The 26,553-nt window shown below is 65.1% G+C and carries 22 protein-coding genes and 2 tRNA genes; 17 read left to right on the top strand and 7 right to left on the bottom strand.

Annotation, left to right across the window (positions count from 1 at the left end; translation table 11 throughout):
- The first annotated feature begins 1 nt into the window (after position 1).
- From nuoL to AN936_RS09140, 7 genes are read left to right on the top strand one after another with little or no spacing between them, the layout of a single operon-like run.
- The gene (nuoL, locus tag AN936_RS09170; protein WP_054587887.1) at positions 2–2,056 is read left to right on the top strand and encodes an NADH-quinone oxidoreductase subunit L; all 2,055 of its coding nucleotides are present in this window, start codon (positions 2–4) and stop codon (positions 2,054–2,056) included.
- Entirely contained in the window at positions 2,053–3,612 is a 1,560-nt protein-coding gene (locus AN936_RS09165) for an NADH-quinone oxidoreductase subunit M (protein ID WP_149037632.1), read from the top strand. Before nuoL ends, AN936_RS09165 begins: the two co-directional genes overlap by 4 nt.
- Positions 3,609–5,039 carry an NADH-quinone oxidoreductase subunit NuoN gene (gene nuoN, locus AN936_RS09160; protein ID WP_054587886.1) on the top strand — a complete coding sequence of 477 codons (1,431 nt, stop codon included), beginning with the start codon at positions 3,609–3,611 and terminating at the stop codon, positions 5,037–5,039. Before AN936_RS09165 ends, nuoN begins: the two co-directional genes overlap by 4 nt.
- Complete coding sequence (locus AN936_RS09155; protein ID WP_084758258.1) at positions 4,961–5,761, top strand: biotin--[acetyl-CoA-carboxylase] ligase; 801 nt, start codon at positions 4,961–4,963, stop codon at positions 5,759–5,761. The genes nuoN and AN936_RS09155 overlap by 79 nt, the downstream gene beginning before the upstream one ends.
- Before the next feature lies 1 nt (position 5,762).
- On the top strand, positions 5,763–6,548 hold the full coding sequence (locus AN936_RS09150; RefSeq protein ID WP_054587885.1) for a type III pantothenate kinase: 786 nt from the start codon (positions 5,763–5,765) through the stop codon (positions 6,546–6,548).
- Positions 6,545–8,179 (top strand): ribonuclease J, encoded by a 1,635-nt coding sequence (locus AN936_RS09145; RefSeq protein ID WP_054587884.1) that lies wholly within the window; start codon positions 6,545–6,547, stop codon positions 8,177–8,179. The genes AN936_RS09150 and AN936_RS09145 overlap by 4 nt, the downstream gene beginning before the upstream one ends.
- Positions 8,180–8,196: 17 nt before the next feature.
- On the top strand, positions 8,197–8,457 hold the full coding sequence (locus AN936_RS09140; RefSeq protein WP_054587883.1) for a DUF1467 family protein: 261 nt from the start codon (positions 8,197–8,199) through the stop codon (positions 8,455–8,457).
- Between the two features lie 191 nt (positions 8,458–8,648).
- Here the strand turns inward: AN936_RS09140 and AN936_RS09135 are convergent, their stop codons facing one another.
- Positions 8,649–11,018, bottom strand: a complete 2,370-nt coding sequence (locus tag AN936_RS09135) for a hypothetical protein (RefSeq protein ID WP_054587882.1) — start codon at positions 11,016–11,018, stop codon at positions 8,649–8,651.
- 68 nt (positions 11,019–11,086) lie between these two features.
- Between AN936_RS09135 and AN936_RS09130 the strand changes: the two genes are divergently transcribed.
- Entirely contained in the window at positions 11,087–11,380 is a 294-nt protein-coding gene (locus tag AN936_RS09130) for a hypothetical protein (protein WP_054587881.1), read from the top strand.
- Positions 11,381–11,557: 177 nt separating this feature from the next.
- Positions 11,558–12,859, top strand: coding sequence for a hypothetical protein (locus AN936_RS09125; protein ID WP_054587880.1), 1,302 nt, complete (start codon positions 11,558–11,560; stop codon positions 12,857–12,859).
- Positions 12,860–13,156: 297 nt separating this feature from the next.
- On the opposite strand, the gene AN936_RS09120 is transcribed toward AN936_RS09125, so the two are convergent.
- The gene (locus AN936_RS09120; RefSeq protein ID WP_054587879.1) at positions 13,157–13,630 is read right to left on the bottom strand and encodes an Lrp/AsnC family transcriptional regulator; all 474 of its coding nucleotides are present in this window, start codon (positions 13,628–13,630) and stop codon (positions 13,157–13,159) included.
- Positions 13,631–13,813: 183 nt separating this feature from the next.
- Between AN936_RS09120 and AN936_RS09115 the strand changes: the two genes are divergently transcribed.
- The 4 genes from AN936_RS09115 to AN936_RS09100 all read left to right on the top strand — a co-directional run bounded on the left by AN936_RS09115 (position 13,814) and on the right by AN936_RS09100 (position 18,211).
- Positions 13,814–15,451, top strand: coding sequence for a sensor histidine kinase (locus AN936_RS09115; protein WP_054590189.1), 1,638 nt, complete (start codon positions 13,814–13,816; stop codon positions 15,449–15,451).
- Positions 15,452–15,504: 53 nt separating this feature from the next.
- A complete protein-coding gene (locus tag AN936_RS09110; protein WP_234715783.1) occupies positions 15,505–16,509 on the top strand; it encodes a polysaccharide deacetylase family protein in 1,005 nt (334 codons plus the stop codon).
- Between the two features lie 67 nt (positions 16,510–16,576).
- Positions 16,577–16,652 (top strand) — tRNA-Ile (locus AN936_RS09105).
- Positions 16,653–16,735: 83 nt separating this feature from the next.
- The gene (locus tag AN936_RS09100; protein WP_054587877.1) at positions 16,736–18,211 is read left to right on the top strand and encodes a M20 family peptidase; all 1,476 of its coding nucleotides are present in this window, start codon (positions 16,736–16,738) and stop codon (positions 18,209–18,211) included.
- 12 nt (positions 18,212–18,223) lie between these two features.
- Here the strand turns inward: AN936_RS09100 and AN936_RS09095 are convergent.
- From AN936_RS09095 to AN936_RS09080, 4 genes are all read right to left on the bottom strand, one after another.
- Positions 18,224–18,300: transfer RNA gene (locus AN936_RS09095), tRNA-Pro, on the bottom strand.
- Positions 18,301–18,337: 37 nt separating this feature from the next.
- Positions 18,338–18,769, bottom strand: coding sequence for a VOC family protein (locus tag AN936_RS09090; RefSeq protein WP_054590188.1), 432 nt, complete (start codon positions 18,767–18,769; stop codon positions 18,338–18,340).
- 14 nt (positions 18,770–18,783) lie between these two features.
- Positions 18,784–19,155 carry a hypothetical protein gene (locus AN936_RS24075; RefSeq protein WP_158500071.1) on the bottom strand — a complete coding sequence of 124 codons (372 nt, stop codon included), beginning with the start codon at positions 19,153–19,155 and terminating at the stop codon, positions 18,784–18,786.
- Between the two features lie 205 nt (positions 19,156–19,360).
- A complete protein-coding gene (locus tag AN936_RS09080; protein ID WP_149037775.1) occupies positions 19,361–20,767 on the bottom strand; it encodes a M28 family peptidase in 1,407 nt (468 codons plus the stop codon).
- A gap of 134 nt (positions 20,768–20,901) precedes the next feature.
- Here AN936_RS09080 and ettA point away from each other — a divergent pair, with 134 nt between their 5' ends.
- From ettA to AN936_RS09065, 3 genes are read left to right on the top strand one after another with little or no spacing between them, the layout of a single operon-like run.
- Positions 20,902–22,581, top strand: coding sequence for an energy-dependent translational throttle protein EttA (ettA, locus tag AN936_RS09075; protein WP_054587875.1), 1,680 nt, complete (start codon positions 20,902–20,904; stop codon positions 22,579–22,581).
- Between the two features lie 5 nt (positions 22,582–22,586).
- Entirely contained in the window at positions 22,587–23,045 is a 459-nt protein-coding gene (locus tag AN936_RS09070) for a PaaI family thioesterase (protein ID WP_054587874.1), read from the top strand.
- Positions 23,046–23,077: 32 nt separating this feature from the next.
- Entirely contained in the window at positions 23,078–23,740 is a 663-nt protein-coding gene (locus AN936_RS09065; protein WP_054590186.1) for a hypothetical protein, read from the top strand.
- Positions 23,741–23,821: 81 nt separating this feature from the next.
- Here the strand turns inward: AN936_RS09065 and AN936_RS09060 are convergent, their stop codons facing one another.
- Complete coding sequence (locus AN936_RS09060) at positions 23,822–24,541, bottom strand: SDR family oxidoreductase (RefSeq protein WP_054587873.1); 720 nt, start codon at positions 24,539–24,541, stop codon at positions 23,822–23,824.
- A 71-nt stretch (positions 24,542–24,612) separates the two neighbouring features.
- On the opposite strand from AN936_RS09060, the gene uvrC reads away from it, so the two are divergent.
- Positions 24,613–26,547: an excinuclease ABC subunit UvrC gene (gene uvrC / locus AN936_RS09055; protein WP_054587872.1), complete on the top strand. Its 1,935-nt coding sequence runs from the start codon at positions 24,613–24,615 to the stop codon at positions 26,545–26,547.
- Positions 26,548–26,553 lie beyond the last annotated feature (6 nt).

Below are 26,553 nucleotides of genomic sequence, written 5' to 3'. Positions count from 1 at the left end.
GGTGATCCAGGCGATCGTTTTCCTGCCGCTGCTCGCGGCGATTGTCGCAGGGCTCGGCCAGCGGGTCATCGGCCCGTTTGCGTCGAAAATCGTCACGACGGGCGCGCTGTTCATCAGCTGCGCGCTGAGCTGGCCGATCTTCCTGTCCTTCGTGGCGGGAACGGGCGAGGCCGGGGTGACGCCGGTGCTGCACTGGGTGTCGTCGGGCGCGCTGCAGTTCAACTGGGAATTGCGTGTCGATACGCTGACCGCGGTGATGCTCGTCGTGATCACGACGGTGTCGGCGCTCGTCCACCTCTATAGCTGGAGCTATATGGAGGAGGACCCGGACCAGCCGCGCTTCTTTGCCTATCTCTCGCTCTTCACCTTCGCGATGCTGATGCTCGTGACCGCGAACAACCTCGTCCAGATGTTCTTCGGCTGGGAAGGCGTCGGTCTCGCATCCTATCTGCTGATCGGTTTCTGGTACAAGAAGCCGAGCGCCAATGCCGCGGCGATCAAGGCGTTCGTCGTCAACCGCGTCGGCGACCTTGGCTTCATGCTCGGCATCTTCGGCACCTTCCTCGTGTTCGGCACCGTCTCGATCCCCGAGATCCTCGCTGCCGCGCCGGGCATGGCGGGTTCGACGATCACCTTCATGGGGATGCGGCTCGACACGATGACGATCCTCTGCCTGCTGCTGTTCGTCGGCGCGATGGGCAAGTCGGCGCAGCTCGGTCTGCACACCTGGCTTCCCGACGCGATGGAGGGTCCGACCCCGGTGTCGGCGCTGATCCACGCGGCGACGATGGTCACCGCGGGCGTCTTCATGGTCTGCCGCCTGTCGCCGATGTTCGAGACCTCGGCCGTAGCACTCGGCGTCGTCACCTTCGTCGGCGCCGCGACCTGCCTGTTCGCCGCGACGGTCGGCACGACGCAGTGGGACATCAAGCGCGTCATCGCCTATTCGACCTGTTCGCAGCTCGGTTACATGTTCTTTGCCGCGGGGGTCGGCGCTTATGGCGCCGCGATGTTCCACCTGTTCACGCACGCCTTCTTCAAGGCGCTGCTGTTCCTCGGTGCGGGTTCGGTCATCCATTCGATGCACCACGAACAGGACATGCGCTATTACGGCGGCCTCAGGAAGCATATCCCGATCACCTTCTGGGCGATGATGGCGGGGACGCTGGCGATCACCGGCGTCGGCATCGCGGGCGTCGCGGGTTTTGCCGGCTTCCACTCGAAGGACGGCATCCTCGAGGCGGCGTTCGCTGCCGGGGGCGGCGGCCAGATCGCTTTCTGGGTCGGCATCTTCGCCGCGCTGCTCACCAGCTTCTATTCGTGGCGGCTCGTCTTCCTGACCTTTTACGGCAAGCCGCGCTGGGAACAGAGCGAGCATATCCAGCATGCGGTGCATGACGACCATGGTCACGGCCATGACGATCACGCGCACACGCACGCGGCGCACGACGATCATCACCACCATGATGCGTCGAGCGACGGCACGGCGGGTTATCACCCGCACGAAAGCCCGTTGCCGATGCTGATCCCGCTGATCGTCCTGTCGATCGGCGCGGTGTTCGCGGGCTTCGTCTTCGCGCACCCGTTCATCTACCCCGAGGAAGGCCTTGCCTTCTGGAAGGGCAGCATCGCGTTCGACGAGCATCTGATGCACGCCGCGCACGAGGTGCCGACCTGGGTCAAATGGACGCCGTTCACGGTGATGGCGATCGGTCTGTTCCTCGCGTGGAACAGCTATATCCGCAACACCAGCCTGCCGGGGCGCTTCGTGGCGCAGTTCAAGCTGCTCCACCAGTTCCTGTACAACAAATGGTATTTCGACGAGCTCTATAACATCCTCTTCGTGAAGCCTGCCTTCGCGATCGGCCGCTTCTTCTGGAAGCGCGGGGATGAAGGCACCATCGACCGCTTCGGTCCGGATGGCGCCGCGGCGCTCGTGCAAGGGGGGACCCGGCTCGCGGTCCGGCTGCAATCGGGTTATGTTTATGGATATGCGTTCGTGATGCTGCTTGGGCTTGTCGGCCTCGCCAGCTGGGCCATGGTGAATTTCCTGTGAGCGGCGGTCTTCCCATCCTCTCGCTGATGCTCGCGGTACCGCTGATCGCGGCCGTCCTCTGCATCTATGCCGGCGACCGCAATGCACGGATGATCGCGCTCGTCGCGACCCTGGTCGACTTCGTGCTCGGCTGCGTCCTGTGGGCGCAGTTCGACATCGGCGGGGCGCAGTGGCAGTTCACCGAACGCGCCGATTTGTTCGGGCGTTTCCAGTGGGCGCTCGGCATCGACGGCATGGCGCTGATGCTGATCATGCTCAGCGTCTTCCTGATGCCGCTTTGCATCCTTGCGAGTTGGGACGCGATCAAGAGCCGTGTCGGCCTCTACATGGCGATGTTCCTGATCATGGAAACGATCATGATCGGCGTGTTCTGCGCGCAGGATCTGCTGCTGTTCTACATCTTCTTCGAAGCCGGGCTGATCCCGATGTATTTCATCATCGGCATCTGGGGCGGCGCGAACCGCATCTATGCGGCGTTCAAATTCTTCCTCTACACGCTGCTCGGCTCGGTGCTGATGCTGATCGCGATGATCGCGATGATCCGCGAAGCGGGCACGACCGACATCCCGACGCTGCTCGCTTATAATTTTCCGCCGGAAATGCAGACGTGGCTGTGGCTTGCCTTCTTTGCCAGCCTTGCGGTAAAGATGCCGATGTGGCCCGTCCACACATGGCTTCCCGACGCGCATGTGCAGGCACCGACCGCGGGTTCGATGATCCTCGCGGGCGTGCTGCTCAAGCTCGGCGCCTATGGCTTTCTGCGCTTCATGATGCCGATGTTCCCCGACGCGTCGGCGCAGCTCATGTGGATCGTCTTCGCGCTGTCGATGGTGGCGGTGGTCTACACCAGCCTCGTCGCGCTGGTGCAGAACGACATGAAGAAGCTGATCGCTTACTCGTCGGTCGCCCATATGGCGATCGTCACCGCGGGCCTCTTCGCGTTCAACCAGCAGGGGATCGAAGGCGCGCTGATCATCATGCTCAGCCACGGTGTCGTCTCGGCGGCGCTCTTCTTCTGCGTCGGCGTGATCTACGACCGGCTCCACACGCGTGAGATCGACCGTTACGGCGGGCTCGCGGTGAACATGCCGGCCTATGCATTGTTCTTCATGCTGTTCACCATGGCGTCGATCGGCCTGCCGGGCACGTCGGGCTTCGTCGGCGAATTCCTGAGCCTGCTCGGCATCTATGAAGCGTCGAGCGTCGTGGCGTTCGTGTGCACCACCGGCATCATCCTCGGCGCCGCCTATATGCTCTATCTCTATCGCCGCGTCGTGTTCGGCGAACTGACCAAGGACGATGTGAAGGCGATGCCGGACCTCAGCGCACGCGAATGGACGATCATGGCACCGCTCGCCGCCGTGGCGCTGTGGATGGGGGTCTATCCCGAAAGCTTCCTCGCGCCGATGCGCGGCGACGTGACGACCGTCGTCGCGCGGCTCGCGCCCGCCAAGCCCACCGGCGACGCCCATCTCGCCGCAGCCAAGCCGAAGGCGGCCAGTGCGCATGAAGGCGAAGCCGCCCACGGATCGAGCCATGTGGGAGGCGTCCAATGAGCGCCGATCTTGCCCTCATCTGGCCCGAACTGATCCTGACGATCGGCGGGCTGATCACCCTGATGCTCGGCACCTTCGCGGGGGACCGGCAGGTCGGCCTGTATCAGGGGGCGTCGTTGCTGACGCTCGCTGCCGCTGCGGCAGCGGTCGTGGCGCTGTTCGGTGTCAACGCCACGGTTTTTTCGGGCACGCTGTCGGTCGACGGTTTCGGCGGCTTTGCCAAGCTGCTGATCTATGCCGCGAGCTTCGTCTGCATCCTCGTCGCGCCGCGCTTCTTCAACGTGGGCATGCGCGCCGAATATCCGGTGCTGATCCTGTTCGCGGCGCTCGGCATGGGCATCATGGCGTCGTCGCGCGACCTGATGACGCTCTATGTCGGGCTCGAACTCAACAGCCTTGCCGCCTATGTGCTCGCCAGCTTCATGCGCACCGACGAGCGGTCGAGCGAAGCGGGGCTCAAATATTTCGTCCTCGGGGCGCTCGCATCGGGGATGCTGCTTTACGGCATCTCGCTGCTCTATGGCTTTTCGGGCACTACCGATTTCGCCGGGATCGCGGCGCGGATGGGCGGCGAGATCAATATCGGGCTGATCTTCGGCATCGTGTTCGTGCTCGCGGGGCTCGGCTTCAAGATCAGCGCCGTGCCGTTCCACATGTGGACCCCCGACGTCTATGAAGGCGCACCGACCCCGGTGACGACCTTCTTCGCCAGCGCCCCGAAAGTGGCGGCGATGGCACTGACAACGCGCGTCGTGATCGACGCGATGGGCCCGGCGGTCGGTGCGTGGCAGCAGATCGTGATCTTCCTCGCGCTCGCGTCGATCATCCTCGGCGCGGTCGGCGCGATCGGGCAGAAGAATATCAAGCGCCTGCTTGCCTATTCGTCGATCAACAATGTCGGCTTCATGCTGATCGGCCTTGCTGCCGGTACGCAGCAGGGGGTCGAGGGTGTGCTGACCTATCTGCTCGTATATGTCGTGACGACGCTCGGCGCCTTCCTTGTCGTGCTGCAACTGCGCGACCCGCAAGGCAACCAGATCGAGAGCATCCCGGCACTTGCCGGCCTGTCGCAGCGCCGTCCGGGGCTTGCCGCGGCGATGGCGGTGTTCCTGTTCAGCCTTGCCGGCATCCCGCCGCTGTTCGGCTTCTGGCCGAAGTATCTGGTGTTTGAGGCCGCGGTGAACGCCAATCTCGTGCCGCTCGCGGTTGCGGGGATCGTCGCCTCGGTGATCGGCGCCTTCTATTATATCGCGATCATCAAGACGATGTACTTCGACGACAAGTCGGACGTCGAAGTGACCGGCGGCGGCAATGTCGTCGAGGGTGCGATCGTCGCGGTCAGCGCGCTGTGGCTGTCAGTGATCGGCTATCTGTTCATTCCCATGCTGGCGATCGCTTCGGCGGGCGCCGCGTCGGTGCTGTTCTGATCCCCCCGATAGAGCAGGTAGCGCAGACAGGTTCGACCAACGCCGACCTGCTGGCGCGACTGGCGGGCGGCGAGCATGTCGGCGAGGGCCATTGGCTCGTCGCCGACCGCCAGACCGCCGGGCGCGGCCGCCTAGGCCGTGGCTGGAACGACGGGCAGGGCAATTTCATGGGCTCGACCGTCGTCCACCTGACCGCCGGCGATCCATCGCCTGCAACGCTCGCGCTGGTCGCGGGGGTTGCGCTGGCGAAAGCGGTGGCGGCGATGGCGCCCGGGCTCGACGCCCGGCTCAAATGGCCGAACGACCTGCTCGTCGACGGCGCCAAATGCGCCGGCATATTGATGGAGCGCACGGGCAATGCGGTGGTGATCGGGATCGGCGTCAATCTGGTCGCCGCGCCCGAACTGCCCGATCGCCCGACGGCGGCGCTCGCTGCCAAGGGTGCGGTGCTCGACCGCGACCGCTTCGCCGAGGCCCTGGCGATCGCGATGGTCGATACATTATGGACATGGCGGCAGGAGGGCGTCGACAGCATCGTCCGCGCGTGGCTGCCGCAAGGCCATCCGGTCGGAACGCCGCTCCGTGTATCGGAGCAGGGGATCGACGGCAGCTTCGACGGGCTGGCGCCCGACGGCGCGCTGCGCTTGCGCCGCGCCGATGGGGAGGTCATGCTGGTCCATGCCGGGGACGTCGAGCTACGCCGCCCGGTCGAGGGGAATTGAGATGCTGCTCGCGATCGATGTCGGCAACACCAACGCCAAATTCGCGCTGTTTCGCGATACCGAACTGCTCGCACGCTGGCGGATTGCGACCGACGACCGCCGCACCGCCGACGAATATATGGTCTGGCTCGACCAGCTCCTGCGCATCGAGGGACACGACCGCGCCGAGGTAAGCGACGTGATCATTTCGACCGTCGTGCCGCGCGCGCTCCACAATCTGCAACTGCTCGCGCATAAATATTTCGGCGTCGATGCGCTCGTCGCGGGGCGCGAGCCGGTGACCTGGGGGATCGCGCTCAAGGTCGACGAGCCGCAGTCGGTCGGCGCCGACCGCGCGGTCAATGCGATTTCGGGGCAAGCCGTCGCGCCGGGCAGGGACAAGCTCGTCATCAGCTTCGGCACCGCGACGACGCTCGACCATATCGGGCCGGACGGCGCCTATCTGGGCGGCATCATCGCGCCCGGGGTGAATTTGTCGCTTGAAGCGCTTGTCGCGGCGGCGGCGAAGTTGCCGCGTATCGCCATCGAAGCGCCCGAAACCGATAGCGTCATCGGGCGTACCACCGAAAGCCAGATGCTGATCGGCGTCTATTGGGGCTATGTGTCGATGATGGAAGGCCTGATCGCGCGAATGAAGGCCGAGATCGGTAAACCGCTTACCGTCATCGCGACGGGCGGCCTGGCGACGCTGTTCCAGGAACAGGCGCAGTTGTTCGACCGTATCGAACCCGATCTGACGCTCAACGGGTTGATGCACCTCTATAACCAACGGAACCAGAACAGATGACCATCCCCGGCAAGGAGTTGCTTTTCCTCGCATTGGGGGGCTCGGGCGAGATCGGCATGAACGCCAATCTCTATGGCTGCGACGGCAAATGGATCATGGCCGACCTCGGCGTGACCTTCGGCAGCCACGACTATCCGGGTATCGACATCGTGATGCCCGACCTCGAATTCATCGAGGATCGCAAGAAGGACCTGCTTGGCATCGTGCTGACCCACGGGCACGAGGACCATATCGGCGCGATCCCTTATCTGGCCGCCGACCTTGGCGTGCCGCTCTATGCCAACCGCTTCACTGCGGGGCTGATCGCGCACAAGCTTGCCGAAGAAGGGCTGGAGAAAGAGGTCGAGATCAAGGTCGTCGATATCGACGCCAGTTTCCGGATCGGCCCCTTCGGCATCCGGCTCGTCCCGCTGGCGCATTCGATCCTCGAAATGAGCGCGGTGGTGATCGACACGCCTTATGGCCGCGCTTTCCATACCGGCGACTGGAAGCTCGACGAAGAGCCCATCCTCGGGCAGCCCGCGACCGCCGCGGCGCTGACCGCGATCGGCGACGAGGGCGTCGATGTCCTCGTCTGCGATTCGACCAATGCGTTCAACGCCGAGGCATCGGGCAGCGAGGGCGGGCTGCGCGCCGGGCTGACGCAGGCGGTCGGCGCTGCAAAGGGCAGGGTGGTCGTCACCACTTTCGCCTCGAACGCCGCGCGGCTGGCAACGCTGGGCGCGGTCGCGAAGGCGACGGGACGGACCTTGTGCGTCGCGGGCCGCTCGCTCGACCGCATTCTCGGGGTGGCGCGCTCGGTCGGTTATCTCAAGGATTTCCCGCCGACGGTCGATTTCGACGAGGCGATGCGCCTGCCGCGCGACAAGATGATGGTGATCGCCACCGGCGGGCAGGGCGAGCCGCGCGCGGCGCTGGCGCGCATGGCCGCCGACGGGCACCAGATCAAGCTCGAGGCGGGCGATACCGTCGTCTTCTCGTCGAAGCAGATTCCCGGCAACGAGGTCGCGATCGGGCGGATCATGAACCAGCTCGCCGCAAAGGACGTGCTGACGGTCACCGAAAAGCAGGCGCATATCCACGTCAGCGGCCATCCGGGGCAGCCCGAACTTGCCGCGCTCTATGGCTGGCTGCGGCCTAAGCTGGTCGTGCCGGTGCACGGCGAGATCCGCCATATGCACGAACAGGCGCGTTTCGCGCTGGAACAGGGCGTGCCCGATGCGCTGATCCAGGAAAATGGCGATCTCGTCCGCCTGTCGCCGGGACCTGCGAAGATCGTCGATCACGTACGTTCGGGGCGGCTGATCCTCGACGGCGACGTGATTCTACCCGCCGACGGCGAGACGATCAACGAGCGGCGCAAGCTGGCGCTCAACGGCCAGATTTCGGTCGCGGTGATCTTTTCGGACAAGCGCTTCGTCGACAGCGCAGTGAGCTATCGCGGCGTTCCGGTCGAGGACGAGCGCGAAACCTTCGTCGACGAACTGCGCGAAGCCGCCGAGCAGGCGGCGACCGGCCCGGCCCGCGACGAGGAAAAGCTGCGCGAGGCGATCCGGCTCGGCGTGCGGCGCGTCGCGACCAACTGGACGGGCAAGAAACCCGTCGTCGACGTCATGCTCGTCGATATCTGACCCACGGAAGCACGACGATGAAATGGACCTCGGCACTCGCCATCTATCTGCTGTTCTGGGCGTTCAGTGCCTTTTTCGTGCTGCCGTTTCACGGGCGCCGGGCAAGCGATGAGAGCACGCCGCTGGTGCGCGGGCAGGAGCCCGGCGCTCCCGCGAGCTTCCGGCCCCGGCGTATCCTGCTACAGATGACGATCGTCGCGACGGTGGCCTTCGGGCTCTATTACCTTGCGTATGTGAATGGCTGGGCCGATCCGGATGTGCTGAGCGGGCGGGCCTGAAGCGTCGTCTGGATTGGGGTAGGGAGCGGGCGTTTGCTAATTTGTGTACCCCGGCGAAGGCCGGGGTCCAGGGCGTAAGTATGCAGCGCTGGCTTTCCAACGCTCTGGACCCCGGCCTTCGCCGGGGTACATGTTACTTAGGTCCGCTTCCAGCCGAGACCCGTCGCCCGTCCGATTCCGTCTGAACGCAATCAGTTCCGCAGGCGGTCGATTGCCTGCGCCATGGCGACATAGAGCTTGCCGATATCCGACGACAGCAGGGTCACGCTGATCGCCGACCCGTCGCGTGCGCCGATCAGCAGGCGCAGCATCGCTTCGAAATCGTGAATGAACTGGTTCACCGCGGCGTGGAAATTGTCGTCATTCTGGTAGACGCGGAGGATTTCCTTCGCTTCGCTATTCTCGATCAGCTTCACCGCGCGCCGCGCAAAGACGCCGCGGTCGCCCTTCAGATAAGCATCCCATGCGGCGTCGCTGACCTCGGTCGAGAGGATCTTGGTGACGTCGATCGCCGTCGACTTCAGCGCTTCGGTGAGCACGCCGACCTGCTTGGCGAGCGAATCGCGATCGGAGGCGGCGATCGCCTGTTCGGCCTCGAGCGCGCGCTGCTCGACGCTGGCGCTGGTGTCCATGATCGTGATGAGCTGGCGCATCAGCCGGTCGGCGGCGGCGTTCGCGGCTGTAACCGCGCGCTGCGAGGCATCCTCGATCGCGTTGAGCTGGGCCATGATCTCGGTCTTGAACGCCGCATCGATCGCGTCGCTGGCGGTCGCCTGCATCGTCTCGCGGGCGCCGGCGATCAGCCGGTCGAGCGTCTCGCGCGCCTGTTCGGCGGCCGAATCGGCAGTGCTGCGCACCTCTGCCAGCGTCGCGATCATCCGCGCGCCGCCCTGTTCGGCAAAGTCGTCGGCGCCGTCGCGCAGCTTTGCCAAGGCGGCATCGGCTTCGGCAAGCGCGGCGTTGACCTGTTCTACGAGCAGCCGCTGGTTTTCGGCATGGCTGGTCATCTGCGCTTCGTTGGTCTTCAGCGTCGCCTGCACGGCATTGACGTGCGACAGCGTAGATTGTGCGACGAGTTCGGAGGCGTCGAGCATCGGGCGCAGTTCGGACAGCGCGGTCTGCGTCGTCTTGCCGTGCGCGGTCATGCGGCCAAGGGCGTGCGGCAGCGACTCGTCGAGTTCGCGCGTCACCGCATCGAGCGCGAGGAGCAGCGATTCGGCATGGCCGACAAGCTGCTGCGCCGAGCCGTTACCGCGCGTCACTTGATCGGCAAAGGCGCCAAGCTGCGCCTTGGTATCGGCAATGGCGCGGCCGATCACGTCGGTCCGTTTGGCAACGCTGGCATCGAGACCGGCAAGCTGCTGTTCAACCTCGGCGACATGCGCGCCGATGCGGGCAGCAAGCGCTTCGCTCGCTTTGCCATGGGCCGTCAACTGATCGCCGATCGCGTCGCCGGCTTCGCGTGCCGCTGACAGCTTCGCGTCCATCTGCGCGGCAGCGGCATCGACGCCGTCGCGGAACTGTCGCCAGCTCTCGTCCATCTGACCGGTCACCGCGGCCACGGTTGCGGACATATCGTTGCGTGCCGACGCCGCGCCCTTCGCGATTTGCGCCAGCGCCGTGCCATGCGCGCCGGTAACCTGCGCCGAAGCGGCAAGCAGGTCGGCCTCGGTTTCCTTCGTCTGTCCCTGCAGCGCGACCATCGCTTCGAGGACGCTGGTCGTAGCGGCTTCGCTGATCTGGGCGGTTTTGGCGGCTTCCTCGCCGAGCGCCGCCAGTCGCGCTTCGAGATTCGCGCCCTGCTGGTGGGCGACCAGCCCGGCTTCGCGGAAATTCACCGCAAGCCGCTGCGCCACATCGTCGATGCGCGGCAGGCCCGCGAGCAGGCCGTCCATCCGCTGCATCGCGACGTCGCCCGACCGCGCGAGCTGGTCGTGCGCGTTGGCGATTACCGACGCGTTGCTGGCGAGCCGGTCGCTGCTGTCGTGCAGCCGCGCGACCGTGTCGAGCCCGAGTTGCTGGACGATCTTCGCTTGCTCGGCGAGCTGCTTCTGCGCGTCGGCGAGATGCAGGCCGAGCGAATGCATCGACTGGCCGAGCATCATATTCTCGTTGCGAAGCGACGTCGTGATCCGCGCGAATCGCGCCTGCTCCGACCGGCTCGAACGGAGCAGTGCCATCCACAATATGGCGAGCAAGGTGAGCGGCATCGAGATGGTGGCGATCAGCGCCGGCCAAGCCTCTGCCGCAGGCGCCGAAGCGAAGCCGCCGGTCGCGCCATAAAGCGCAAACAATGTCCAGCCGGTGCCGAGCAGCACGAGAAGGCCTGGGGCGAGGCGATCGTGCCATGCCGAGGGCGGGGCAGGAGCGTCGCTCGCGTTATCCGCGGTTTCGGCTTCGGTAAGCGGCGACATATCCAGCCAGTCCCGTTCGGCGGCGGGCGCAGTTTCGGGCGCAGGCGCTGCTTCGGGCGCAGCGGCCTGTTCCGGAACCTTGCCGTCCGTTTCCTGGTTTGCCGCGGAATCCCGCCACAATCCGACGATCTTCTTTTCCCCCGTCATCCCCCCATCTTAGCACCAAATGACGCCCGAGAAACCGAAACTTAACCACAAGCTGCCAAGCCTGTGGAATGTCTTTCGATAGTGGCCCTCTCGACCGGTATCTGAGTTCCGCCGTCGGTGACGACGCAGCGATCACGCTCGAACTGCGCAACGTCTTTACTGGCAGTGCGCGCGAGCTGGCCGATCTGATGCGCCGCGCCCGTTGCGACGCGAACTGGCACGTCGCGGCCCTGCGGCTCAAGGGGCTGGCCGCGACGTTCGGCATCGTGCCGCTCATCCAGCTTTCCGAAGCGGCGATGGCCGGCGCGCCCGGCGATCCGGCGGTGCTGCGTCAGATCAACCGGGCGATTGACGAGGTCTGAACGCTCCACTTGCGCCGATCCGGGTTCAATCCCCGTTCAGCCGCGCCTCTCCATGATAAATATCGACCCCGGCTGTCTTGCCTTGGCAACGCGACGGGTTTAGCCGCGTTACCGAACCGCGGCCGAGCCCATTTGTGTGCCGAGGCGAGGCGGCCGTATCTTTGAGGAGAGATTTCGATGTTCAAGCGTTTTCGCTCGATGCCCGCGACGGCGATGGCCGCTGCGCTGGGCTGCGCGCTGATGATGTCCGCTGCCCCCGCTGGTGCCAAGGAAAAGAAGGAAAAGGATAAGAAGGAAGAGTCCGGCAAAGGAGGCGGCATTTCGGTCAGCAAGGGCTTCATCCCCGCCGCGAAGAAGATGGAAGAAGCGTCGAAGGCCAAGGACGCCGCCGCATTGCAAGCCGCGCTCGCCGAAGGTCAGGCGTCGGCCACGACCCCCGACGATAAATATCTCGCGGGCTTCTACCAGCTCCAGCTCGGCATCCTGAACAAGGATCAGGCGGTGCAGAGCCAGGGGCTGGATGCGATGCTCGACACGGGCGTCACGCCGGCGGAAAATGCCGCGACCTATAATTTCTTCTCGGGCAACTTTGCCTATGGCGCCAAGGATTATGCGAAGGCGGTGAAGCGTCTCGAAGCGGCGAAGGCCGCGGGTTCGACCGAGGCGCAACTGCCGCTCTTGCTGATGGACAGCTATCTGCAGCAGGGCCAGATCGACCAGGGGCTCGCAATCGCCAAGGCCGGGATCGAAGCCAGCCGGGCCGCCGGACAGCGTCCCTCGGACGAGCTTTATGTGCGTCCGATCCAGGCGCTGCAAAAGGCGAACCGCAATCCCGAGGCGCTCGACCTGATGACGCTCCGCATGCGCGACTATAACCAGCCGCAAGTGTGGCGCCAGACGCTGTTCATCCTGTTGCAGCAGACCGGCGAGAACAAGGAAATCGCGCTCGACACGCTGCGGTTGATGCGCGCGACCAAATCGATGCTCCAGCGCCCCGAATATTCGGAATATGCGGCGCTCGCCACCGAAGCTGCGCTTCCCGGCGAAGTCGTTGCGCTGGTCGCCGAAGGCAAGGCGAGCAAGGTCATTCCGACGCCCGACGCCAATTTCGACGGAATCGCGAAGACGCAGGGCGAACGCGCGGGCGACGAGGAATCGACGCTCACCGCCTATGCCGCCAAGCCTTCGACGCAGTCGAACCCGAAGGTTGCGGGCGCGACCGGCGACGCTCTGGTCAGCTATCGCCGCTATGCCGATGCGGTGCCGCTCTACAAGGCGGCGATCGCCGCCGGCGGCGACAAGGAGCTCTGGACCTACCGGATGGGCGTGGCGCAGGCGCTGGCCGGCGATGCCGCCGGTGCGAAAGCCAGCTTCGCGCAGGTCACCGGTCCCCGCAAGCGGCTTGCCGACCTGTGGGTGATCAAGATCGACGGCGGCGCCGCGCCGGCGCCCGCCGCGGCCCCCGCAACGGGAAGCTGATCCGTCTGCCGAACGCGCGCAAAGGGGCGCTGTCCTGATCAGGCAGCGCCCTCTTTTGTTGGCGACCTGCGTGGATTGGAGCGGCTGGAACCGGCCGGTTGTTGCCGTTTGGGCCAACCTTACCCGTTCGCATCGAGCGAAGTCGAGATGCCCCTCGGGCCAGGCGCAACCTCGATGGGTGTCTCGACTTCGCTCGACACGAACGGAAATAGAGGACGGTCAGGAATCCACCCCAGAACTGCCGTGCCTCGATTCCGGTATCGGCATGGCACCCCGGCTGTGCGCGGCGGCGCCGCGCTATTCCTCGACGGGAATTCCGGCGAGCTGCTTTGCGGTGCGGATCGTCAGCGAGGTCTTCACGCTGGTGACATTGGGCGCCGACGTCAGATGCGCGGTCAGGAACGACTGGAAGCTCTGGAGATCGCGCGCGACAACCTTCAGCAAGAAGTCGATCTCGCCGTTCAGCATATAGCATTCGCGCACTTCGGGCAGGCCGCCGACATAATCCTCGAACGCCTTGAGGTCCGACTCGGCCTGGCTGCGCAGGCTGACCATCGCGAACACCGTGATGCCATAGCCGAGCTTCGCGGCGTCGAGGTCGGCGTGGTACGACCGGATAACTCCCGATTCTTCGAGTGCACGGACGCGGCGCAGGCACGGCGGGGCGGTCAGCCCGACCATCTGCGCCAGCTCCACATTCGTCATCCGCCCGTTTTTTTGCAGCTCGCCCAATATCTGCAAATCGATCTGATCGAATTTTTGGCTCGCCATTTTGTAACTTCCGCTGTCCTTGCAAGCCGCTGACCATAATATTATTTCAGGCGAATGCAATTGTCCCACAATGCGACGCGGATGGTTAAGGTGCTTTCATGACCCGTTGATTCACGCTAGCCGCTAAGGATACGCTAACCAACGAAATGAGGGTGGGGCCGGCTTCGCGTGACTGCTGACTCGATGATTACGACCATCTTGCGCCAGGCGCCTTCGGACCGCCGGGCGAGCATCGCTGCGTGGCGTCAACTCTCCGATATTCTGGCGCAGCGCGGCAATCAACTGCGCGATGGCGATATTCGTCGCAGCTTGCATGCGCTCGCCGTCCTGCGGCCGCAGGTCCCCGAAAATGTCCGCCGCGATTGTGCGCGGGCGATCGCGCGCCATGGGCGGTTTGCGCCGCTCGTCGCGCTTTATGCCAATGACGTGCCCGCGGTATCGGCCGCGATGCTCGGCGGCGCGCGTTTGTCGGAAGCCGACTGGCTCGCGCTGCTCCCGGCGACGGGCGCGATGGCGCGGTCGATCCTTGCCGGGCGCGACGACCTGCCGGTCAATGTCCGCCGCGCGCTGGCCAGCCTCGGCAGCGGATCGGTTGCCTTGCCCCAGCCGGCGAACGCGATCGAAGCGCCGCTCGCCGTCGCCGAGGCCGGCGCCGAGATCGCGGCGGCTTCCCCGGCCAACGATACCGGGTCGAACCAGATCAGCGAACTCGTCCGGCGGATCGACAAGTTCCAGTCGACGCGCGGTCAGCCGACGGCGGCGCGCAAGCCGCGCACCGGTTTCCTTTTCGAAACCGGCCCCGATGGTGTCATCCATTGGGTCGACGGCATCGCACGCGGCAGCGCGATCGGCCTGTCGATCGCCGAGGCTGCCTTCGGCGGCGAGCCGGGCACCGATGGCGTTGCCGCCGGCGCGTTTCGCCAGCGGGCGGAGATGATCAACGCGCGCATGATCCTCGACGGCACGCCCGCCGATGCAGGCGAGTGGCGTTTCTCGGCCTTGCCCTGGTTCGATCCGGCGACCGGACAGTTTCGCGGATACCGCGGTACCGCGCGGCGGCCCTACCGCAACGAGACGCCTTACGGCCATCCGCCAGCGCCGGATTCGGGCGATTCGATCCGCCAGCTCATCCATGAACTGCGCAGCCCGCTCAACGCGATCTCGGGTTTTGCCCAGATCATCTCGGGGCAGATGTTCGGTCCGGTCAGCGGGGCGTATCGCGGGATGGCGGAGACGATCGTCGCCGACGCCGCTTCGATCCAGGCGATCATCGACGACCTCGAAACGGCGGCGCGGGCCGGCGAAAGCGCGGCGAGCGAGCCGGTCGGCGAAACGGTCGACGTCGCGGCGATCGTGGCGCAGGTCGAGCACGACCTTGCCGGGCTGCTCGCGGAACAGCGGATCGACCTCAGCATCTCGCGCGTCGGCGGGTCGTTTTTCGCCCGGGCGGGCGATGCCAACGCGCGCCGGATGATCGGCCGCCTGCTCACCGCGCTGGTCGATGTCTCCGAACCGGGGACGATCATGGTCGGACAGCTTGTCACCGAAACGGCACATGACGACATCTTGCAATTGCGCATCGTCCGCCCGGCGTCGATTCGCTTCGCGACCGCCGCAAACCTGCTCGATCCCGGTTTCAGTCCCGAAGGCGAAGCGCCCGGCGCGGCGATCCTCAGCCTCGGCTTTTCGCTCCGTCTTGTCGACAGCCTCGCGCGCAGTGCCGGGGGACGACTCGAAATCGGGCATAACGCCTTGACCTTGCATCTGCCCTCGGCCAACCCGGGCGCTGGCAGCGGGCTGGACGTCCAGCAAAGCGAATAGAGCGCAGACCGGGGCCGACGGGGGAAATTGCGGTGCAGCCTGCGGGCAATCTCTTGGCACATCCAGCAGCGTCGAGCCTGATTCGGCTCGGGGCCGGCGAGCGGCCGCGCTTCTGGGTGACGATCGACACCGAGGAAGATTTCGACTGGCGGGCGCCCTTCGCGCGCAGCGGCTATCGCCTCGACTCAGTTCCCGCGCTCGCCGAATGCCAGGCGTGGTTCGAGCGCGCAGGCGTGCGGCCGATTTATCTGGTCGACTGGCCGATCGTCACCGACGACCGCGCGGTCGAGATATTGGGCGGGGGGGCGGCGGACGGGCGCTGCGAAATCGGCGCGCAGCTTCATCCCTGGGTGACCCCGCCGCATGACGAGGAGGTGAGCGAGCAAAACAGCTATACCGGCAACTTGCCCGTCCAACTCCAGCGCGCCAAGATGACGGCGCTGCGCGACGGGATCCGCGACCGCTTTCGCCTTTCGCCACTCGTCTATCGGGCCGGCCGCTATGGCCTTGGCCCCGAAACGGCGGCGATCCTCGCCGAACTCGGTTTCCGCTGCGATACGTCGGTCCGCTCGGGCTTCGATTACCGCGCCGGACATGGCCCCGACTATCGCGCCGCGCCGCTCGCGCCCTGGTGGGTGCCGGCCGGGCAGGGCGATATCCTCGAGGTGCCCGTGACGACGGTGTTCGGCGGTTTGCTGGGGCGGGCAGGCAGCAGCCTTTACCATCGGCTCGCGCGGCAAGGCACCCATGTCGGCGCAGCGCTCGCGCGGCTGGGGCTTGTCGAACGGATTGCCCTGACGCCCGAGGGTATTCCTGCCGAACGCGCCTGCCGCGCGGTCGATATCGCGCTCGACCAGCAGGTCCCGATCCTCAACTTCTCCTTTCATTCGCCGTCACTGCAGCCCGGCAACACGCCCTATGTCCGCAGCGCTGCCGATCTCGACCTCTTCTATCGCTGGTGGGACGTCTTGCTGGAACATCTGGCGCGGCGCGGGGTCGAAGCGACGACCGCGGCGGAGATATTGGCGATGGCCGAACGCAGGGCGAATGCCGCCTGAGCGCGTTGCCGCTTGCCAATCCGCCGCCTGCTCCGCTATCGCCCGCACACCCCGCCGGGTAAAGGAGGGGCCTGTAGCTCAATGGTTAGAGCTGGCCGCTCATAACGGCTAGGTTGCGGGTTCGAGTCCTGCCGGGCCCACCATTTTCTCCCGCCGCACCGGCATTTCCCTTGCATCTTGCAACCGATCGCGGTCCATTGGCCGCAGATGGCGGAGGGGGATTATTATGGCGAAACGGCGGATCATCATCCTGGGCGGTCTTGCGGTGCTTGCACTGGCCGCGGGAACGGTCGCAGTGCGCACGGCAGGCTTCGCGCCCAAGGACATCGCCGATGGCAGCGACATCCGCCTTGCCGCCGCTCCGCCCTATGATCTCGATGCCGCCGTCGCCCATCTCAGCGCAGCGGCGCAGATCCGGACGATCTCGCATCAGGATCCCGCCGAAAACGAGATTGCCGAATGGGACCGGCTGCACGGCTGGCTGGCGAAAACCTATCCGGCGATGCACCGGGCGATGACGCGCACCATTCTGCCGAACCGGACGCTCATCTATTACTGGCCGGGCAGCGATCCGGCGGCGAAGCCGATCATCGTGATGGCGCATCAGGATGTCGTCCCGGTCACCGAAGGCACCGAGGGCGACTGGAAATACCCGCCTTTCGCCGGGACGATCGCTGAAAACGCCGTCTGGGGTCGCGGTACGGTCGACGACAAGGGATCGCTGATCGGCCTGTTCGAGGCGCTGGAGGCGCTGGCGGCGCAGGGTTTCAAACCGAAACGCGGCATCTATCTCGTGTCGGGGCATGACGAGGAAGCCGGCGGATCGGGCGCGGTCGCGGCGGCGGCGAAGCTCAAGGCCGACGGCGTCCGCGCGCTGTTCACGCTCGACGAGGGCAGCGTCGTGCTGCGCGATACGCCGGTAATCAATGGCCCGGCAATCCTGATCGGCGTCGCCGAAAAGGGCTACGCGACGCTCAAGGTCACCGCCAATGCCCCCGGCGGGCACAGTTCGATGCCGCCGCCGGAAACCGGGGTGACAACACTCGCGCGTGCGGTGCTGGCGATCACCGAGAAACCTTTCCCGATCGAGATGCGCGGCCCCGGCGCGGCGATGATCGAGGCACTGGCAGCGCACAAGGGTGGAACGACCAAGATGGCGGTCGCCAACCAGTGGCTGCTCGGCTCGCTTGTCAAGCGCGAGGTGGCGGGATCGCCATCGTCGGCGGCCGCATTCCACACGACCATCGCGCCGACGATGTTGCAGGGGAGCCCGAAGGAGAATGTGCTGCCGCAATCGGCTTCGGCGCTGATCAACTATCGCATCGCGCCCTGGAACAGCTCGGCCGATGTCATGGCGCGCGCCAAGGCCGCGGTCGGCGACGCGCCGGTCGAACTGACCTGGGTCAAACCGCCGAACGAGCCTTCGCGCGTGTCGTCGAGCAGTTCGCCGGGCTGGAAATATGTCGTCGCCGCGGCGCGCGCCGATGCGCCCGACGCGGTGGTTTCGCCCTATCTCGTCGTCGCGGCAACCGACAGCCGCAGCATGGAGCCGATTTCGGACGATGTGTACCGCTTCATGCCGATGCACTTCACGCTCAAGGAAACCGCGATGATCCACGGCACCAACGAACATATGACGATAGACAGCTTTCGCCGCATGATCGATTATTATGCGCGATTGATCGCGACGTCGGCGGGGTGACGACGGAGGCAGTGGTCGGGGAGACAGGATTCGAACCTGCGACATCTTGCTCCCAAAGCAAGCGCGCTACCGGGCTGCGCCACTCCCCGACGCCGTGGGCGCCTTAGACGGCGTCGAAGGGCAAGTCTATACGCTGTGCTCTGCGGGCCCCTTGAGTTCGATCAGATTTCCTTCGGGATCGCGGAAATAGACCGACGGACCTTCGCCTTCGGCGCCATAACGCGGCCCCGACTGCTCGATCGCGACGCCATGGCGGGAGAGATGCGCGCGGATCGCATCTTCATCGAAAGGATGGATGGCGAGAGCGAAATGGTCGAGGTTGCGGCCCTCGCGGCCCGGTGCGGCGCCGCCGGCGGCGCCCAGCTTGCCGTCGATCGTCACCAGATCGATCAGCGAGCGCCCGGCGCGGAGCTGGAACAGCCCGATTTCGGCCTGCGTACGCTCGTCGCTGCATCCCAGGACGTCATGATAGAAATCGAGCATCGTCGGCAGATCGGAAACGCGCAGGACGATATGGTCGAGACCTGCCATCGTGAAGGGGATCGTGGTTTCGAACATGCGCGTCTCCATCCTTAGGCTCGCCGAATGGACGCATGGCGGCACCCGACCGTTCCGGATGGCGGAAGCCAAACAAAAAAAGACGGCCTTCCCGAAGGAAGGCCGTCCCTTTTCGTTTCAGTCATTGCCCCGAAGGGCTGCGACTTACTTCTTTTCTTCAGCCGGAGCAGCAGCCTTGGCGTCAGCAGCCGGAGCGGCAGCAGCGTCGGCAGCCGGAGCAGCAGCGGCGTCAGCGGCCGGAGCGGCAGCAGCGTCGGCGCCAGCAGCGGCAGCGTCGGCACCAGCGGCAGCGGCGTCGGCGCCAGCAGCAGCGGCGTCAGCGCCTTCTTCCGCAACAGCTTCAGCAGCCGGGGCGTCGGTGGTGGCTTCTTCAGCAGCCTTTTCACCGCAAGCGGCGAGGGCGAACATGCTGGCAGCAACGGCGATAGCAGCAAACTTCTTCATGATGTGTGGGCTCCCTAAAATGCCTTTCCGCGTCCGGGAAAACTTCCCGTACCGCGAGCGGCGGGATTTAGCCGTTCCGCATGAATCGTCAACAAAAATAATTGAGATGGCCGACGGGCTCGGAATTCTGTCATTTAGTTGAAACGATCATGGCAACTCGGCATCGCTGCTGTTGGCGAGAATCGCCAGAACTGCCGTCCAGACCACGACATTCTGCCGCAATTGGGCGGGGTCGACCTTGTCGAGCGTGTCGTCGGGCGTGTGGTGCAGGTCGAAGTAACGTGTCCCATCCTGTTGCAGGTCGAGCGCCGGTACGCCCGCTGCGATCAGGGCGCCGACATCGGCGCCGCCGCCGGCGGGATGCTGGCCCATCGTGACGCCGAAGGGCGCGACGGCGAGGGCGATGCGATGCGAGAGTAACTTGGCACTGTCGGGCAGCTTGAAGTCGACCCGCCAGATCCGGTCGGCGCCGAAGTCGGATTCCATCGCCACGGCGTGTTGTTCTCTCCCATGCGCCTCGAAATAGGCCTTGCCGCCGAACACGCCGACCTCTTCGGCGCCCGCCCACAGCAGCCGGATCGTCCGGCGCGGCTGGCCGGCCGCCATCACATGCTTCGCGGCAGCGGTAATGATGCCGCAGCCCGCGGCATCGTCGATCGCGCCGGTGCCCTGGTCCCAGCTATCGAGATGGCAGGCGATAATGACCGGGCTCGCGGCAGGATCGCTACCCACCACTTCGGCGATGACATTGCCCGAATGTTTCGTGCCGAGGTTCCGCGGCGTCAGGACCAGCTTCATGCGAAGCGGCTCTGCATCTTCATTCGCCGTGGCGGGATTGGCGAGGCGCTGCGCGCGATGCCATTGCCGTACCAACTGGTCGGCGTCGGGGTTGGACAGGGCGCCGGCGGGGATCGGCGTGACGCCCGCTTCGAAATTGGTCCCGCCGGTGTGCGGCACCCGGTGGCTGTCGGTGCCGATCGAGCGGATCACGACCGCGACCGCGCCCTTCTTCGCCGCGACATTGGCGCCCGTAAAGCGCGCCCGGCCATACTGGCCATAGCCGCTGCCGTCCTGCGCGGCTTTCATCTGATGGTCGATGAAGACGATCTTGCCCTTTACCTGCCCGGAAGGGGCCGCGACCAGCTCGTCATAGGTCGCGAAATAGGCGATCTCGCCTTCGATTCCCTTTGGTCCGGTCGAAGCGCTGTTGCCGAGCGTGGCGATCGCCAGCTTCTGGGGCAGGAAGGGGCTGGTCAACGACGCTTCCTCCGCACCGCGCACCCAGACGGGCATATCGAACTGTTCTTCGCGGACGTTGGCGAAACCCATCGATTGCAGTCGCGCGGCCGCCCAGCGCCGCGCCGCGGCTTCCGCCTCGGTACCCGCCATGCGCGGGCCGATCTCGGTCGTCAGATCCTCGGTGATCGACCATGCGATGTCGTCGCCGCGCTGCGCGAGGTCCACTGCTGTAGGCGGTGGCGGGAGCGATGCCGAGGCGCTGGCGGTGGTCAAGAGAAGGGTGGCAATCCCGGCAAGGCGGGCAAAGGAAGGCATAGTTTTCATGCCGCTGTCGTAACGGTCCGACCCGCGGGTGCAAGCGCCGATTGCCAAGCCCGCGCCCATTCGCTAACCGGCGCCCAACTCTTCCGGCCGCGCATCTGTGGCCCAGCCCATACCGGAGCATTTCCATGGCCGCCCAATATAGTTTCGTGATGAAGGGTCTGAACAAGACCTATCCCGGCGCGCAAAAGCCGACGCTGAAGGACCTCAGCCTGCAATTCTATCCCGATGCCAAGATCGGCATCGTCGGCCCGAACGGCACGGGCAAGTCGACGCTGATGAAGATCATGGCGGGGATCGACACCGAATTTACCGGCGAAGCGTGGCCGGGCGAGGGGATCACCGTCGGCTATCTGGCGCAGGAGCCCGAGCTCGATCCGACCAAGACCGTCAAGGAAAATGTCATGGACGGCGTCCGCGGCGTTGCCGACATGATGGAGCGTTTCAACGAGATCAGCACGCTGATGGCCGACCCGCCCGCCGACGCCGATTTCGACGCGTTGATGGAGGAAATGGGCTCGCTGCAGGAAAAGATCGACGCGGTCGATGGCTGGACGCTCGATAACCAGCTCGAAATCGCGATGGAAGCGCTGCGCTGCCCGCCGGGCGACTGGAGCGTCGAAAATCTTTCGGGCGGCGAGCGTCGCCGCATCGCGCTCACCCGCCTGCTGCTCGAAAAGCCGTCGATCCTGCTGCTCGACGAACCGACCAACCATTTGGACGCCGAAAGCGTCGCGTGGCTCGAAAAGCATCTCGTCGACTATCCGGGCAACGTCATCCTCGTCACCCACGATCGCTACTTCCTCGACAATGTCGTGAACTGGATCCTCGAACTCGATCGCGGCCGCTATTTCGTCTACGAAGGCAATTATTCGACCTATCTGGAGAAGAAGGGCAAGCGCCTCGAACAGGAAGCGCGCGAGGATGCCGGTCGCCAGAAGGCGATCAAGGACGAGCTCGAATGGATCCGGCAATCGCCCAAGGCGCGCCAAGCCAAGTCGAAGGCGCGTATCAAGAGCTTCGACCAGCTCGTCGAAGCACAGGAAAAGCGCATCCCCGGCAAGGCCCAGATCGTCATCCAGGTTCCCGAACGCCTCGGCGGCAAGGTCATCGAGGTCGAGGGCATCTCGAAAGCCTATGGCGACAAGCTGCTGTTCGAGAACCTCAGCTTCTCGCTGCCGCCCGGCGGCATCGTCGGGGTGATCGGGCCGAATGGCGCGGGTAAATCGACGCTGTTCAAGCTGATCACCGGACAGGAAACCCCCGACAGCGGCAAGGTGACGATCGGCGACACCGTCCGCCTCGGCTTCGTCGACCAGAGCCGCGACGATTTGAACCCCGACAACAATGTCTGGCAGGAAATCTCGGGCGGCCACGAGCTGATGAACATCGGCAAGCACGAGATGCAGACGCGAGCCTATGTCGGCGCCTTCAACTTCAAGGGCGTCGACCAGCAGAAGAAGGTCGGCCAGTTGTCGGGCGGTGAACGCAACCGCGTCCATATGGCGAAGATGCTGAAGCAGGGCGGCAACGTGCTGCTGCTCGACGAACCGACCAACGATCTCGACACCGAAACCCTCGCGGCGCTCGAAGAAGCGCTCGAAAATTTCGCGGGTTGCGCGGTGGTCATTAGCCACGACCGCTTCTTCCTCGACCGCCTCGCGACGCACATCCTCGCGTTCGAGGGCGACAGCCATGTCGAATGGTTCGAAGGCAATTTCGAATCCTATGAAGAGGACAAGATCCGCCGCCTCGGCGACGATGCGACGCGCCCGCACGCGACGTCGTACAAGAAGTTGACGCGCTGATCGCAATGGCGGGGGAGGCGGTTGCGACCTCGGTGCCCATATCGTCGGGCGCGATCCGTTTGGATGCGGACGCGCTCAACGTCTTCATGGCCGAGGCCTTCCCGCAGTCGGAACCCGGCTCGCGCGGCCATGTCGTGTCCGTCGTACCGGGACATGTCCGGGCGCGGCTCGATCCCACCGACAAGGCGCTGCGCCCCGGCGGGTTGATCTCGGGCCCGACGCAGATGGGTTTTGCCGACATGGCGGCCTATGCCCTCGTCCTCGCGCATATCGGTCCGGTTGCGATGGCGGTGACCAGCGCGCTCAATTACCAGTTCCTGCGGCCGTGCCGTCCCGGACCGCTGTTTGCCGACGCGCATCTGTTGCGGCTCGGCAAGCGGCTCGCGGTGATGGATATCCGCATCTGGGCCGACGATGCCGACAAACCGGTAGGTCAGGCGAACGTCACTTACGCGATTCCCTGACAGTGTGGCCCCCGACCTGCTAGGTATTGGGCATGAGCAACAAGGCACGCCGCGGCGCCATCGGTCTGCGCCAGTTTCTGGATCTCGACGAGCAGCAGGACTGGATCGAGGGCAAGGCCGATCTGGGCGATGCCGATGCGCGTTCGGAGTTGCTCGAACAACGGTTCAAATATGCCGCGCGGGTCGAAAAGCTGCTGCAGCGCCTGCAGGCGCAGGAGGTTCTGGACGTCCTCGGATTGTATGGCGCGAACCGCATCCCGATGCCGCGGCGGACCGAACGCGAATATTGGTCGGTTTCGTGTCTTCCGTCGACATCGGACAAGCCCTTGGTCCGCGTCAATGCGAGCTGGATGGAACTGTTCACCCTCTATGCGGACGGCGAGGGCATCCGGTCACGCTTCATCGTCCACCTGTCGGATTTCACCGATGACAGTTCGGTGATGCAGGACCGTCTCGACGAGGCGTTTCTGGAGGGGGCCGTCGCGGCGCCCGAGGATGTGAGCCATTATTTTCCGCGCGGCGCCGATATATTCATCGTCAACGTGCGCGGCGCCGCATCGACCCGCCCCTTCATGGGCTCCAATCGGGTGCTGCGTGCGATCCGGAGGTTCAATCTGACGCACATGAACCGGGGCCGGAACGCGTATCAGGCGAGCCATTGCTATGGCATCGCCGATTATATGATCGGCGATTGAGGTCGATTTCGGCCGATCTCAGCCTTCTCCTTCTCCGTTAGTCCGGGATGACGAAGGTAGGTTGAGCCAAAAAGCCCCAAGTCAAAACTCGATCATGATCCGCCGGGCAAGCGCTGGCGAGATGCTGTGGACGAACTGAAGCAGCTTCACCATCCCGGCGTTGACCTCGCGCTTGCCGGTGCGGATACCGTGGACGATCTCGGCGGCGCAATCATGTGCGCTCATCTTCTTGCCCGCGCGCGCGGCGGTCATATTGGTTTCGACGACCGGCGGCAGCGCCTCGATGACGCGGACGTTGCTGTCCTTGAGCAGGTGGCGGATCGCCTGCGTATAGCTGCGGAGGCCCGCCTTGGTCGCGCAATAGATCGAACCGCCCGCGCGCGGCGCGATGGCAAGGCCCGAGGTGACATTGACGATGGCGGCCTCGGGCTGTGCGCGCAGGGTAGGTAACAGCCGCGTACAAAGCGCGACCGGCGCGTCTAGATTGGTGCGGATACACTCCGCAGCGCTAGCCAGCGAGGCCGGGTCGTCGAGTTCATATTCGCTGCCGACCCCGGCGTTGTTGACAAGCAGCGCGAGCGGCTTGCCCGCGACGCCATCGACGACCGCATCGACCCCGGCGGGCGTCGAAAGATCGCCGGCGATCGTGCCGAAGCCCAGCGCCGCCATCGCCTGCAATTTTTCCGCCGAGCGCCCGGTGACGATCACCTGCGCGCCCGCGGCCTGCAGTTGCAGCGCGATTTCGCGCCCGATTCCGTCGCTGCCGCCCGTTACGAGCGCCAGCTTGCCGCGAACATCCATAAGACCCCTCCTATGTCGTTTTACCTCCGACACTATGGCGAGGCGGATCGCCTTCGCCTACATGCAAAATCATGGTTCGCCCGAATGCTCCCGACCGATTCAACGAAGAGAAAGCGACCTATGTCGTCCGCGGCGGCGGCGAGGAGGGCGACAAGCCCGACCTTGAGCGTGGTGCCGAAGCGATCCGTAGTGTCGTGCGCAAATTGCCGGTGCGTCCGGGCGTCTATCGCATGCTCGATGCGCGCGGCGACGTGCTCTATGTCGGCAAGGCGCGGGCGCTGAAAAACCGCGTCACCAACTACACACAGGTCGCCAAACTGCCGCAGCGGTTGCAGCGCATGGTGTCGCAGACGCGCGCGATGGAGATCATCACGACGACGAGCGAGGCGGAGGCGCTGTTGCTCGAGGCGCAACTGATCAAGCGCTATCGCCCGCCGTACAACGTCCTGCTGCGCGACGACAAAAGCTTTCCGTTCATCCTGCTGCGCATGGATCATGATTTTCCGCGCGTGCAGAAACATCGCGGGGCGCGGCGGGCCAAGGGGCGCTATTACGGCCCGTTCGCGAGCGCGGGGTCGGTGGCGCGGACCCTCAATGCGCTGCAAAAAACCTTCCTGCTGCGCAGTTGCACCGACAGTTTCTTCGCCAACCGCTCGCGGCCGTGCCTGCTGTACCAGATCCGGCGTTGCTCGGCGCCATGCGTCGATCGCATCTCGAAGGAGGATTATGCCGGGCTGGTGAGCGATGCACAGGATTTCCTCGAAGGCCGCTCGACCGCCGTCCAGAAGCGGCTCGGCGACGCCATGACCAGCGCCGCGGACGCGATGGACTATGAGCAGGCCGCGGTGCTGCGCGACCGGCTGAAGTCGCTGACCTTCATTCAGGGCAGCCAGTCGGTCCACGCCGATGGCCTCGGCGATGCCGATGTGTTTGCACTGGCTGCGAAGGGCGGGCAACTCTGTATCGCGGGCTTCTTCATTCGTGGCGGGCAGAATTGGGGGCATCGCAGTTTCTTCCCCGCGCACGTGTCGGGTGTGCCCGAGGAAGAGGTGCTCGAAAGCTTCCTGATGCAGTTTTACGAGGGCGTCCCGCCGCCGAAACTGATCCTTGTCGACCGCGAACCTGCCGAATGCGCGTTGCTGGCGGAGGCGCTGGGCGCGGTGGCCGAGCGCAAGATCGAGATCAGCGTGCCGCAGCGTGGCAACCGTCGTCGTCTGCTTGAACAGGCTGTCCGCAACGCGGGCGAGGAGCTCGACCGGCGGCTGGCCGAAAGCAGCTCGCAGGCGAAGCTGGGCCGCGAACTCGCCGATCTTTTCGACCTCGACGAGCCGCCGCAGCGCATCGAAATCTACGACAACAGCCATATTCAGGGCACTAATGCACTGGGCGCCATGGTCGTCGCGGGGCCCGAGGGCTGGATCAAGGGCGCGTACCGCAAGTTCAACATCAAGCGGTTGGAAACCCAACCGGGCGACGATTTTGCGATGATGCGCGAAGTGTTCCAGCGCCGCTTTGCGCGTGCGATCGAGGAAGACCCCGAGCGGACAAAGGGCGAATGGCCCGATCTGGTGCTGATCGACGGCGGCAAGGGACAGGTATCGGTGGTATCGGCGGTGTTCGCCGAACTGGGCATCGACGACCTGCCCTATGTCGGAGTCGCCAAGGGTCCCGACCGCAACGCCGGGCGCGAGACCTTTTATTTGCCCGACGGGCGCGAATTCACCTTGCCGCCGAACAATGCCGTGCTCTTCTACATCCAGCGGCTGCGCGACGAAGCGCATCGCTTTGCGATCGGTGCGCACCGGCAGAAGCGCGCGAAGGCGATGGGTTCGTCGCCGCTCGACGAGGTGCCGGGGATCGGTCCGTCGCGCAAGAAGGCGCTGCTGATGCATTTCGGTACCGGCCGCGCGGTGCGCAACGCGAGCCTCGAAGATCTGCGCAAGGCGCCGGGGGTCAGCGCGGCGGTCGCGCAGGCCGTCTATGATTTCTATCATCCGGGAAGCTGAGAGAGG

This window comes from Sphingopyxis macrogoltabida (assembly GCF_001307295.1).
In the GTDB taxonomy this organism is placed as follows: Bacteria; Pseudomonadota; Alphaproteobacteria; order Sphingomonadales; family Sphingomonadaceae; genus Sphingopyxis; species Sphingopyxis macrogoltabida_B.
Note: the sequence above shows the minus strand (reverse complement) of the source record. Positions and strands in the feature narration are given on the sequence as shown.

Bases quoted from the DNA above. Each gene is read 5' to 3' on its own strand.
- nuoN (WP_054587886.1), top strand. From the start codon at position 3,609: ATGAGCGCCGATCTTGCCCTCATCTGGCCCGAACTGATCCTGACGATC.
- AN936_RS09150 (WP_054587885.1), top strand. From the start codon at position 5,763: ATGCTGCTCGCGATCGATGTCGGCAACACCAACGCCAAATTCGCGCTG.
- AN936_RS09145 (WP_054587884.1), top strand. From the start codon at position 6,545: ATGACCATCCCCGGCAAGGAGTTGCTTTTCCTCGCATTGGGGGGCTCG.
- AN936_RS09140 (WP_054587883.1), top strand. From the start codon at position 8,197: ATGAAATGGACCTCGGCACTCGCCATCTATCTGCTGTTCTGGGCGTTC.
- AN936_RS09135 (WP_054587882.1), bottom strand. From the start codon at position 11,018: ATGACGGGGGAAAAGAAGATCGTCGGATTGTGGCGGGATTCCGCGGCA.
- AN936_RS09130 (WP_054587881.1), top strand. From the start codon at position 11,087: ATGTCTTTCGATAGTGGCCCTCTCGACCGGTATCTGAGTTCCGCCGTC.
- AN936_RS09125 (WP_054587880.1), top strand. From the start codon at position 11,558: ATGTTCAAGCGTTTTCGCTCGATGCCCGCGACGGCGATGGCCGCTGCG.
- AN936_RS09120 (WP_054587879.1), bottom strand. From the start codon at position 13,630: ATGGCGAGCCAAAAATTCGATCAGATCGATTTGCAGATATTGGGCGAG.
- AN936_RS09115 (WP_054590189.1), top strand. From the start codon at position 13,814: ATGATTACGACCATCTTGCGCCAGGCGCCTTCGGACCGCCGGGCGAGC.
- AN936_RS09100 (WP_054587877.1), top strand. From the start codon at position 16,736: ATGGCGAAACGGCGGATCATCATCCTGGGCGGTCTTGCGGTGCTTGCA.
- AN936_RS09090 (WP_054590188.1), bottom strand. From the start codon at position 18,769: ATGTTCGAAACCACGATCCCCTTCACGATGGCAGGTCTCGACCATATC.
- AN936_RS09080 (WP_149037775.1), bottom strand. From the start codon at position 20,767: ATGCCTTCCTTTGCCCGCCTTGCCGGGATTGCCACCCTTCTCTTGACC.
- ettA (WP_054587875.1), top strand. From the start codon at position 20,902: ATGGCCGCCCAATATAGTTTCGTGATGAAGGGTCTGAACAAGACCTAT.
- AN936_RS09070 (WP_054587874.1), top strand. From the start codon at position 22,587: ATGGCGGGGGAGGCGGTTGCGACCTCGGTGCCCATATCGTCGGGCGCG.
- AN936_RS09065 (WP_054590186.1), top strand. From the start codon at position 23,078: ATGAGCAACAAGGCACGCCGCGGCGCCATCGGTCTGCGCCAGTTTCTG.
- AN936_RS09060 (WP_054587873.1), bottom strand. From the start codon at position 24,541: ATGGATGTTCGCGGCAAGCTGGCGCTCGTAACGGGCGGCAGCGACGGA.
- uvrC (WP_054587872.1), top strand. From the start codon at position 24,613: ATGGTTCGCCCGAATGCTCCCGACCGATTCAACGAAGAGAAAGCGACC.